This is a genomic window from Streptomyces sp. NPDC058955 (assembly GCF_042741435.1).
Classification (GTDB): Bacteria; Actinomycetota; Actinomycetes; order Streptomycetales; family Streptomycetaceae; genus Streptomyces.
In genome coordinates, this window is sequence record NZ_JBHYKM010000135.1 from 9,391 (window position 1) to 19,162 (window position 9,772).

Here is a 9,772-nt window from a genome sequence, read left to right on the forward strand (position 1 = left end):
CGGGCCCCCCCCCGCCGGGGGGCGGGGGTGGGGCGCCCCGCGGCGCGCCCGCGCCCCCCCCCCCCCCCCCGCCCTCCGCTCCGTCAGGATGGGCGCATGGGATTCCATGTCGACTCCGAGACCGGCCGGCTCCGCCGCGTGATCCTCCACCGCCCCGATCTGGAGCTGAAGCGGCTGACCCCGACCAACAAGGACGCCCTGCTCTTCGACGACGTGCTGTGGGTGCGGCGGGCCCGTCAGGAGCACGACGGCTTCGCGGACGTGCTGCGCGACCGGGGCGTCGAGGTGCACCTCTTCGGCGATCTGCTGCGGGAGGCGCTGGAGGTGCCGGAGGCGCGGGCGCTCGTCCTCGACCGGGTCTTCGACGAGAAGGAGTACGGGCCGCTGGCCGCCGACCACCTGCGGGCCGCGTTCGACTCGCTCGACCCGGGCGCGCTGGTGGAGGCGCTGGTCGGCGGGATGACGAAGCGCGAGTTCCTGGCCGCGCACCGGGAGCCGACGTCGGTCCGCTTCCACGCGCTCGAACTGGACGACTTCGTCCTCGGTCCGCTGCCGAACCACCTCTTCACCCGGGACACCTCGGCGTGGATCTACGACGGGGTGTCGATCAACGCGATGCGCTGGCCGGCGCGGCAGCGCGAGACGGTCCACTTCGAGGCGATCTACAAGCACCATCCGCTCTTCACGGGGCCGGGGGCGGGGCCGTTCCACCACTGGTCGGAGGGGCAGGCGGACTACCCGTCGACGATCGAGGGCGGGGACGTGCTCGTCATCGGCAACGGCGCGGTGCTCATCGGGATGAGCGAGCGGACCACCCCGCAGGCGGTGGAGATGCTGGCGCGGGGGCTGTTCGCGGCGGGTTCGGCGCGGACGATCGTGGCGCTCGACATGCCGAAGCGGCGGGCGTTCATGCACCTGGACACGGTGATGACGATGGTGGACGGGGACACCTTCACCCAGTACGCGGGGCTGGGGATGCTGCGCTCGTACACGATCGAGCCGGGCGACGAGGGGCAGGCGCTGCGGGTGACCGACCACCCGCCGGAGCAGATGCACAGCGCGATCGCTGCGGCGCTGGGGCTCCAGGACGTCCGGGTGCTGACGGCGACGCAGGACGTGCACGCGGCGGAGCGGGAGCAGTGGGACGACGGCTGCAACGTGCTGGCCGTGGAGCCGGGGGTGGTGGTGGCCTACGAGCGGAACGTCACCACCAACACGCACCTGCGGAAGCAGGGCATCGAGGTGATCGAGATCCCGGGCAGCGAGCTGGGCCGCGGAAGGGGCGGCCCACGCTGCATGAGCTGCCCGGTGGTGCGCGACGCGGTGTGAGACGGGGGCCCGGGACCGGAGCCGCGCGCCCCGAGACCCGGCGCCCCCCGACCCGGGCACCCTGGTGTGAGGGAACCCGCACCCCGGCCCTGTATAGACATGCCTAGTTACGTATAGACTTCCAGCATCCCGCAGTCCCCGCAGTCCCCGCAGACCCCGCGTCACCCGTCCCGACCGTACCCACCCAAGGAGCGCCCCCCATGGCCCTCGATCTCTCCGGCCGCCACTTCCTCAAGGAGCTGGACTTCACCGCCGAGGAGTTCCGCGGCCTGGTCGAGCTCGCCGCCGAGCTGAAGGCCGCCAAGAAGGCGGGGACCGAGACGCAGCGGCTGCGCGGGCGGAACATCGCCCTGATCTTCGAGAAGACCTCCACCCGCACCCGCTGCGCCTTCGAGGTCGCCGCCGCCGACCAGGGCGCCTCCACCACCTACCTCGACCCCTCCGGCTCGCAGATGGGGCACAAGGAGTCGGTGCGGGACACCGCCCGCGTCCTCGGCCGCATGTACGACGGCATCGAGTACCGGGGCGACAGCCAGGCCACCGTGGACGAGCTGGCCACCTTCGCCGGCGTGCCCGTCTTCAACGGTCTGACCGACGACTGGCACCCCACCCAGATGCTCGCCGACGTGCTCACCATGACCGAGCACAGCGACAAGCCGCTGGAGGACATCGGCTTCGCCTACCTCGGCGACGCCCGCTTCAACATGGGCAACTCCTACCTCGTCACCGGCGCCCTGCTCGGCATGGACGTGCGGATCGTCGCCCCCCGGGCGTACTGGCCGGCCGACGAGGTCGTCGCCGCCGCCCGTGAGCTCGCCGCGAAGAGCGGCGCCACCCTCACCCTCACCGAGTCCGTCGCCGACGGCGTCCGGGGCGCCGACTTCGTCGTCACCGACGTGTGGGTGTCGATGGGCGAGCCCAAGGAGGTGTGGGACGAGCGGATCGCCGCCCTCGCCCCGTACGCCGTCACCATGGACGTCCTGCGCGCCACCGGGAACCCGGACGTCAAGTTCATGCACTGCCTGCCCGCCTACCACGACCTGGGCACCAAGGTCGCCCGCGAGATCCACGACCGGTACGGGCTGACCGAGCTGGAGGTCTCCGACGAGGTCTTCGAGTCGGCGCACTCGGTCGTCTTCGACGAGGCCGAGAACCGGCTGCACACCATCAAGGCGGTCCTGGTCGCGACCCTCGCCGGACCGGCCTCGGTATAGCTTTGCGCCCGATTGGGTGAATATGCGGGGTGCCGTCTACCATCGGCATCGTTCAGGGGGTCCGGGCGTCCATGCCCGGACCCCCCTGACGCGTGCGCGCCGCCACGGACCGAAGGCCGCCGCACGACCGCCTCGCACCACCAGAGAATGAGAACGCCCGCATGTTTTCGCGGATCAAGTCCCCCCAGCAGCTGATCGCCGAATCGGGTGCCGACCTCGAAGGCCACGGCCTCAAGCGCACCATGGGCCTCTTCCAGCTCGTGTGCTTCGGCGTCGGGGCGATCGTCGGCACCGGCATCTTCGTCGGGCTCTCCGACAGCGTCGCCGAGGCGGGCCCCGCGGTCGTCGTCTCCTTCGTCCTCGCCGCGCTCACCTGCGTCTTCACCGCCTTCTCGTTCGCGGAGCTGGGCGGCGCGATCCCCGTCTCCGGGTCCTCGTACTCGTTCGCGTACGCGAGCCTCGGCGAGCGGGCCGCCTTCCTCGTCGGCTGGTGCCTGCTCCTGGAGTACGGCGTCTCCGTCTCCGCGGTCGCCGTCGGGTGGAGCGAGTACCTCGACGAACTCCTCCACAGCGTCACCGGCCTCCGGCTGCCCGAGGCGCTCACCGCGGGACCGACCGAGGGCGGCGTGATCAACCTCCCCGCCGTGGTCGTCATCCTGATGGCCGCGACCCTGCTGGTCCGCGGCGTCCGCGAGAGCGCCCGCGCCACCGCCGCCATGTCGATCCTCAAGATCGGCATCCTGGTCGTCTTCTGCGCGATCGGCTTCTCCGCCTTCCAGGCCGGACACCTCTCGCCGTTCGCCACCGAGGGCATGGGCGGCATCACCGCCGGCGCCTCGGTCGCCTTCTTCTCGTACATCGGCTTCGACGCCATCACCACCGCCGGCGAGGAGGTGCGCAACCCGCGCCGGAACATCCCGCTCGCCATCCTCGTCTGCATCGGCGTCGTGACCGTGCTCTACTGCGCGGTCGCCCTCGCCGCGATCGGCGCCCTCGGCGCCGACGAGGTCGCCGACAAGCCGGCCGCGCTCTCCCTCGTCGTCGACCGGGTCACCGGCTCCTCCGTCGGCGGCGGCATCGTCGCCTTCGGCGCGGTCGTCGCGATCGCCTCCGTCGTCCTCGCCGTGATGTACGGCCAGACCCGCATCCTGATGGCGATGTCCCGCGACGGCCTGATGCCCCGGATCCTCGAACGGGTCTCCCCGAAGACCTCCACGCCCGTCGCCAACACCTGGATCGTCGCCGGCGTCTTCGCCGTCCCGGCCGCCTTCGCCCCGCTCGACGTGGTCGTCGGCCTCACCACCATCGGCACCCTCGCGATCATGGTCGTGGTCAACCTCGCGGTGATGGTGCTGCGCCGCCGCGAACCCGGTCTCGGCCGCTCGTTCACGGTGCCGCTGTATCCGCTGAGCCCGGTCCTCGGCATCGGCTTCTGCCTCTACCTCATCTGGGGCACCGGCTGGCGGACCTGGCTGGTCTTCGCCGGCTTCCTCGTCGTCGGCGCCGCGCTGTACGCCGGCTACGGGCGCCGCCACTCCCGCCTCGCGCTCACGACCGCGGACGACTCCGCTGCGAAGGCACCCGCGGGAGCGTGAACCAGACCGCCTTGCCGTGCGCGGTCGGGCGGTGGCCGCAGTCGCTGCTGAGCGCCCGGATCAGCAGCAGCCCGCGGCCGTGCTCCTGCCAGGGGTCCACCTCGGCGTCCGGATCCGGGCACACCAGCTGCCCGGGGCGGGCCGGATCGGGGTCGTGCACCTCGATCTGACAGCCGCCCGGCGCGGCCAGCAGCTCCACGATCAGCTCGATGGGCCCGTCGCCCGAGGTGTGCTCGACCGCGTTGGCCACCAGCTCGGCGGTGAGCAGCTCGGCCGTGTCGCGGTCCGGCCGCTCGCGCGCGTCGGGGTCGCTCTCGCCGAGGGCGGTGCGGACCAGGGCGCGGGCGAGGGGGACGGCGGCGGTGGTACGCGGCAGCGGGACGCGCCAGCAGGCTCCGGGCGCGGCGGGTGGCGGGCCGATGACGTCGGGCATGGGGGCGGGCTCCCTTTGCCGGGGGTGGGGGGCGGGCGACGGGAAGGCACGTGCGGGACGACCCGAGACGTCCTGGTTTCCACCATAGAGGGGGGCGATTCCCGGCCACAGAGGCCCCCCTCCCGAACCCGCCGGGACCGAGGCCCCGCGGCGCCGGGACCTAGGGAGCCCCGTCCTACAGGTCCTTCTCCACGGCCCGTACGTACTCCGCGCCGCGCTCCCACAGCAGCGCGTGCAGCTCGGCGAAGACCTCCGCGGAGCGGCGGCCCGGCCACCGGGCGGGGAGCAGCTCGGGCGGCAGCACCGGGTCGGCGTACGGCAGGCGGCGCCAGGAGTCCAGGGTGAGGAGGTAGTCCCGGTAGGCGTCCTCCGCCGTCCCCGGGGCCGCCCGCCAGGCCGCGAGGACCGGCTCGTGGCCGGCCAGGAACTCCTCGTGCAGCCGCGCGATCGCCGGCAGGTCCCACCAGCGGGCCACCGCCTCCGCCGTGGCCGTGTAGCCCAGGTGCTCGCCGCGGAAGAAGTCCACGTACGCGGAGAGTTCCAGCCGCTCCAGGGCGTGGCGGGTCTCCTCGTACAGCCGGGCCGGCGCGATCCACACGCCCGGCGCCGCCGTCCCGAAACCGAGCCGTCCGAGCCGGGAGCGCAGCAGGTGGCGCTTGTGCCGCTCCTGCTCCGGGACGGAGAAGACGGCGAGGACCCAGCCGTCCGAGAGGGACGGCTCCGTCCGCGCGTAGATCCGCCGGTCGCCGTCCTCCAGGAGCCGCCGGGCGTCGTCGGAGAGCGCGTAGCCGGCCGCGCCGTCGGGGGTCCGGCGGGCCAGCAGCAGCCCGCGCCGCTTCAGCCGGGACACCGAGGAGCGCACGGACGGCGCGTCCACGCCGACCGCCGCGAGCAGCCGGATCAGCGCGGCGACCGGCATCGGCGTCCCCTCGGACGGTCGGCCGTAGGCGCCGTAGAGCGAGACGATCAGGGAACGGGGGGTGTGCTGCTCGGCCACGGTGATCACTTTAGGCCGTGCCGCGCGACCGGGTCGGCCCCGGTCCCGCCGGATCCGGTTCCGAGGGGTCCGGTCCCGCTCCCGGCCGGCCGCGCAGCCGGTGGCGCTGGAGCTTGCCGGTGGCGGTGCGGGGGAGGGCGTCCAGGAAGACGACCGCGCGGGGCGACTTGTACGGGTCGAGGCGGGCGCGGACGTACGCGCGCAGCGCGGCGGCGGTGGCCGCGTCGCGCGGCACCCCGTCCCGTACCACCGCGTAGGCGACGACGACCTGGCCGCGCAGCGGGTCCGGCCGGCCCACGACCGCCGTGTCGACCACGTCCGGGTGGCCGAGGAGCACCTCCTCCACCTGGGGTCCGGCGATGGTGTATCCGGCCGAGATGATCATGTCGTCGGCGCGGGAGACGTACCGGAACCGGCCGTCGGGCTCGCGGACGTAGCGGTCGCCGGTGATGTTCCAGCCGTTCCGTACGTACTCCGTCTGGCGGGGGTCGGCCAGATAGCGGCAGCCCACCGGGCCGCGGACCGCGAGCAGCCCCTCCCGCCCGTCGGGGACGGGCCGGCCGTCCGGGCCGAGGACGGCGGCCCGCCAGCCCGGCACCGGGCGGCCGGTGCTGCCGGGGCGGCTGTCGGCGTCGGCGGCGGCGACGAAGATGTGCAGGAGTTCGGTGGTGCCGATGCCGTTGATGAGGCGCAGCCCGGTCCTGGCGTACCAGGCGGTCCAGACGGCGTCGGGCAGGTTCTCGCCCGCCGACACGCAGCGGCGCAGCGAGGACAGGTCGGCGGTCGAGCCGGCGTCGAGCAGGCTGAGCATGCACTTGTAGGCGGTGGGCGCGGTGAAGAGCACCGAGACCCGGTGCCGGCCGATCGCGGCGAGCAGCTGCTGGGGCCCGGCCCGGTCGAGGAGGACGGAGCTGGCGCCGGCGCGCAGCGGGAAGACGAGCAGCCCGCCCAGGCCGAAGGTGAAGGCGAGCTGCGGGGAGCCGGCGAAGACGTCGTCCGGGCGGGGCCGCAGGACGTGCGCGGAGAAGGTGTCGGCGGCGGCCAGGACGTCCCGGTGGAAGTGGACGCAGCCCTTGGGCCGGCCGGTGGTGCCGGAGGTGAAGGCGATCAGCGCCACGTCGTCGGCGGCGGTGTCCGCCGCCCGGAAGGGTCGGGCGGTCCGGCGCCCGGCGCGGGCGAGCAGGTCGCCGGGCCCTTCGCCGCCGTACGGGACGACCGTCAGGCCCGGGACGCCGGCGGCCCGCAGCTCGGCGAGCGCGTCCGCGTCGCACAGCGCCAGCGTGCAGGCGGCCGTCTCCGCGGCGAAGGCGAGCTCGGCGGCCCGCTGCTGCGCCGGGACGGTGACGGCGATCCCGCCGGCCTTCACGACCGCGAGCCAGCAGGCGGCGAGCCGGGGCGTGGTCGGCCCGCGCAGCAGGACCCGGTTGCCGGGGCGCAGTCCCAGGTCGTCGGTGAGGGTGTGGGCGATCCGGTCGACGTGCTCGCGCAGCTCCCCGTAGGTCCAGGTGCCGCCCTCGCCGTCGTGGAAGGCGGGGCGTCCGGCGCCGAGGCGTTCCGCCGTCGCGTCGAGGAGTTCGGCGGCGCAGTTGAGCCGTTCGGGGTAGGCGAGGCCGGGCAGCTCGAAGAGCAGCCGGGGCCACTGGGTGGCGGGCGGCAGCTGGTCGCGGGCGAAGCGGTCGAGGTGTCCGGAGGGCGTCAGCTCCACGGGGCCCGCCTCCCCTGCGGCGGGGACGGGTGGGGGAGCGGCGGGCGGGACGGGCGGGCGGCGGCCCGGCGGCGTATCGTGTCGATGACGGAAGTCACCGGTCCGCGACAAGGCGTCGCCACCGCACCGCCTGGTCCGGGCCGGGGACGGCGACCGGGACGCCCGAGGGCGTCGGAGAGGGCCCACATGCGGGCATTCTCACCCAATCCACCGCAAAGGACCCGACGGGCGACCCGACACCCTCCGTCCACCCTCCCGCCCACCCTGTCTCCGGTCGAGGAGCCGCCCGAGGAGCCGCCCGATGAGCCTGCACCGCCACAACCCCGCGGAACTCGCCCCGCCCGCCGGCTTCGCGCACGCGGTCACCGCCAACGGCAGCCGGCTGGTCCTCCTCTCCGGCCAGACGGCGCTCGACGGTGCCGGCACCCTCGTCGGCACGACGCTGACCGAGCAGTTCGCCGCCGCCCTCGGCAACCTCCTCGTCGCCCTGCGGCACGCCGGCGGAGGCCCCGCGGACCTGGCCCGGCTCACGGTCCACACGACCGACATGGCGGCCTACCGCGCCGAGGCCGCCGAACTGGACCGCGTCTGGCGCCGGATGGCCGGCATCGACTATCCGGCGCTGACGGTCGTGGAGGTCGTACGGCTCCGCGAGGAGCGGGCGCTCGTCGAACTCGACGGCTTCGCCGTGCTGGAGGAGCCGGGCGGCTTCTGACCGGCGCTCGGCGGCGGGCGCTTGGGGCCGGCGCGTGACCCCGGGACGCCCGGCGCGCGGCGGCAGGACGCCCGCCGCTTGATCGACTGGTCGCGACCGGGGGCCGGGCTTAGGGTCGAAAGGTGGACCGACCGGCCCACGGCCCCTGCGGTGAGGGCGCGACGCGCCATGAGCGATCATGAGTAGTACACCGAAGCGGACGACTCCGGCGGTGGAATCCACTCCCACCGGCGCGGGCGACGGCAAGGGCATCGCCCTCTTCGTCATCGCCTCCTGCCAGCTGATGGTCGTCCTGGACATCACCATCGTCAACATCGCGCTCCCGCACATCCAGAGCGCCCTCGACTTCTCGACCACCAGCCTCTCCTGGGTGGTCAACGCCTACACGCTGACCTTCGGCGGACTGCTGCTGCTCGGCGGGCGGGCCGGCGACATCCTCGGCAGGCGCCGCGTCTTCATCTTCGGCGTGCTGCTCTTCGGACTCGCCTCCCTGCTCGGCGGATTCGCGCAGGAGTCCTGGCAACTCCTCGCGGCCCGCGCCCTCCAGGGTGTCGGCGGCGCGATCGCCTCGCCGACCTCGCTCTCGCTGATCACCACGACCTTCGAGGAAGGCCCGGAACGCAACCGGGCGTTCGGCGTGTTCGCGGGCGTCTCTGCGGGCGGCGGTGCGATCGGCCTGCTCGCGGGCGGGATGCTCGTCGAATGGCTCGACTGGCGCTGGATCTTCTTCGTGAACGTGCCGATCGCGCTGATGATCGCGATCCTGACGCCCCGTCACGTCAAGGAGTCCGAGCGGCATCCCGGTCACTTCGACCTGGCGGGCGCGCTCACGTCGACGCTCGGCATGGTGGCGCTGGTGTACGGCTTCATCCGGGCCGCGCAGGAAGGGTGGAGCGACCCGTGGACGATCGCCTCGTTCTGTGCGGCGGTGGTCCTGCTGGTCGCGTTCATCCTGGTGGAGCGCAGGAGCAGGCAGCCGATCACCCCGCTGCACATGTTCGCGGACCGCAACAGGGCGGGCACGTACGGCATGATGCTCTGCCTGGCGGCGGCGATCTTCGGGATGTTCTTCTTCCTGACCCTCTTCGTGCAGCAGGTCCTCGGCTTCAGCGCCCTGGAGGCCGGGCTCGCCTTCCTGCCGGTCAGCGCGGTGATCGCGGTCGTGGCCGGCATCACCTCCCAACTCCTCCCGAAATTCGGCCCGAAGCCCTTCATGGTCCTGGGCGCGCTCTGCCTGGCGGCGGGCCTCTCCTGGCTGACCCTGACGGACGTGCACTCCACCTACGCGGGCTCGATCCTCGGCCCGATGCTCGTCTTCAGCGCCGGCATGGGCCTGATGTTCGTCTCGCTGACCCTGATGGCCCTCTCCAACGTCCAGCCCGCCGAGTCCGGCGCGGCCTCCGGCCTGCTCAACGCGACCCAGCAGGTGGGCGGTTCGCTCGGCCTCTCCATCCTCGTCACCGTCTTCGGCACCGCCAGCCGCAACGAGGCCGACGAACAGGTCCCGGCCTTCCTCGCCCAGGCGGGCCCCCTGGAGAAGGCCCGCTTCGCCGAGACCGGCCAACTCCCGCCCCCCTGGAGCGACGAGGTCCTGACCTCCGGCGTCTCGGCCGGCTTCATCGTCGCCGCGGCCTTCGCGGTGGTGGCCTTCCTGATCGCCCTCTTCGTCATCCAGGTCCGCCCCTCGGACATCGAACGCCTCAAGGGCGGAGGCGTGATGCCGGGCGGGTGACCGCCCCGGGCCGGGCGGCCGGCCGACGGGGACCCCGGGCGGTGGGCCGCCC

Annotated in this window: 8 protein-coding genes; 5 read left to right on the forward strand and 3 right to left on the reverse strand. The window is 73.6% G+C overall.

Going from position 1 to position 9,772, the window contains the following annotated elements:
• The first annotated feature begins 96 nt into the window (after positions 1 to 96).
• From ACFW1I_RS33440 to ACFW1I_RS33450, 3 genes are all read left to right on the forward strand, one after another.
• Entirely contained in the window at positions 97 to 1,329 is a 1,233-nt protein-coding gene (locus ACFW1I_RS33440; protein WP_384677028.1) for an arginine deiminase, read from the forward strand.
• A 200-nt stretch (positions 1,330 to 1,529) separates the two neighbouring features.
• Positions 1,530 to 2,543 carry an ornithine carbamoyltransferase gene (gene argF, locus ACFW1I_RS33445; RefSeq protein WP_384677030.1) on the forward strand — a complete coding sequence of 338 codons (1,014 nt, stop codon included), beginning with the start codon at positions 1,530 to 1,532 and terminating at the stop codon, positions 2,541 to 2,543.
• Between the two features lie 161 nt (positions 2,544 to 2,704).
• Positions 2,705 to 4,138 (forward strand): amino acid permease, encoded by a 1,434-nt coding sequence (locus tag ACFW1I_RS33450; RefSeq protein ID WP_384677032.1) that lies wholly within the window; start codon positions 2,705 to 2,707, stop codon positions 4,136 to 4,138.
• Here ACFW1I_RS33450 and ACFW1I_RS33455 read toward each other — a convergent pair.
• The 3 genes from ACFW1I_RS33455 to ACFW1I_RS33465 form a co-directional block, all read right to left on the reverse strand.
• A complete protein-coding gene (locus ACFW1I_RS33455) occupies positions 4,092 to 4,571 on the reverse strand; it encodes an ATP-binding protein (protein WP_384677034.1) in 480 nt (159 codons plus the stop codon). The two genes, ACFW1I_RS33450 and ACFW1I_RS33455, sit on opposite strands and share 47 nt — an antisense overlap.
• A 175-nt stretch (positions 4,572 to 4,746) precedes the next feature.
• Positions 4,747 to 5,568 (reverse strand): PaaX family transcriptional regulator C-terminal domain-containing protein, encoded by an 822-nt coding sequence (locus tag ACFW1I_RS33460; protein ID WP_384677036.1) that lies wholly within the window; start codon positions 5,566 to 5,568, stop codon positions 4,747 to 4,749.
• Between the two features lie 10 nt (positions 5,569 to 5,578).
• Complete coding sequence (locus ACFW1I_RS33465; protein ID WP_384677038.1) at positions 5,579 to 7,273, reverse strand: AMP-binding protein; 1,695 nt, start codon at positions 7,271 to 7,273, stop codon at positions 5,579 to 5,581.
• Between the two features lie 301 nt (positions 7,274 to 7,574).
• Between ACFW1I_RS33465 and ACFW1I_RS33470 the strand changes: the two genes are divergently transcribed.
• Together ACFW1I_RS33470 and ACFW1I_RS33475 are read left to right on the forward strand one after the other, a co-directional pair.
• Complete coding sequence (locus ACFW1I_RS33470; protein ID WP_384677040.1) at positions 7,575 to 7,988, forward strand: RidA family protein; 414 nt, start codon at positions 7,575 to 7,577, stop codon at positions 7,986 to 7,988.
• A 178-nt stretch (positions 7,989 to 8,166) separates the two neighbouring features.
• The gene (locus ACFW1I_RS33475; RefSeq protein WP_384677042.1) at positions 8,167 to 9,720 is read left to right on the forward strand and encodes an MFS transporter; all 1,554 of its coding nucleotides are present in this window, start codon (positions 8,167 to 8,169) and stop codon (positions 9,718 to 9,720) included.
• Positions 9,721 to 9,772 lie beyond the last annotated feature (52 nt).

What these genes read in the sequence shown, in the direction of transcription:
- ACFW1I_RS33440 (WP_384677028.1), top strand. Translation starts at nt 97, where the DNA reads ATGGGATTCCATGTCGACTCCGAGACCGGCCGGCTCCGCCGCGTGATC.
- argF (WP_384677030.1), top strand. Translation starts at nt 1,530, where the DNA reads ATGGCCCTCGATCTCTCCGGCCGCCACTTCCTCAAGGAGCTGGACTTC.
- ACFW1I_RS33450 (WP_384677032.1), top strand. Translation starts at nt 2,705, where the DNA reads ATGTTTTCGCGGATCAAGTCCCCCCAGCAGCTGATCGCCGAATCGGGT.
- ACFW1I_RS33455 (WP_384677034.1), bottom strand. Translation starts at nt 4,571, where the DNA reads ATGCCCGACGTCATCGGCCCGCCACCCGCCGCGCCCGGAGCCTGCTGG.
- ACFW1I_RS33470 (WP_384677040.1), top strand. Translation starts at nt 7,575, where the DNA reads ATGAGCCTGCACCGCCACAACCCCGCGGAACTCGCCCCGCCCGCCGGC.
- ACFW1I_RS33475 (WP_384677042.1), top strand. Translation starts at nt 8,167, where the DNA reads ATGAGTAGTACACCGAAGCGGACGACTCCGGCGGTGGAATCCACTCCC.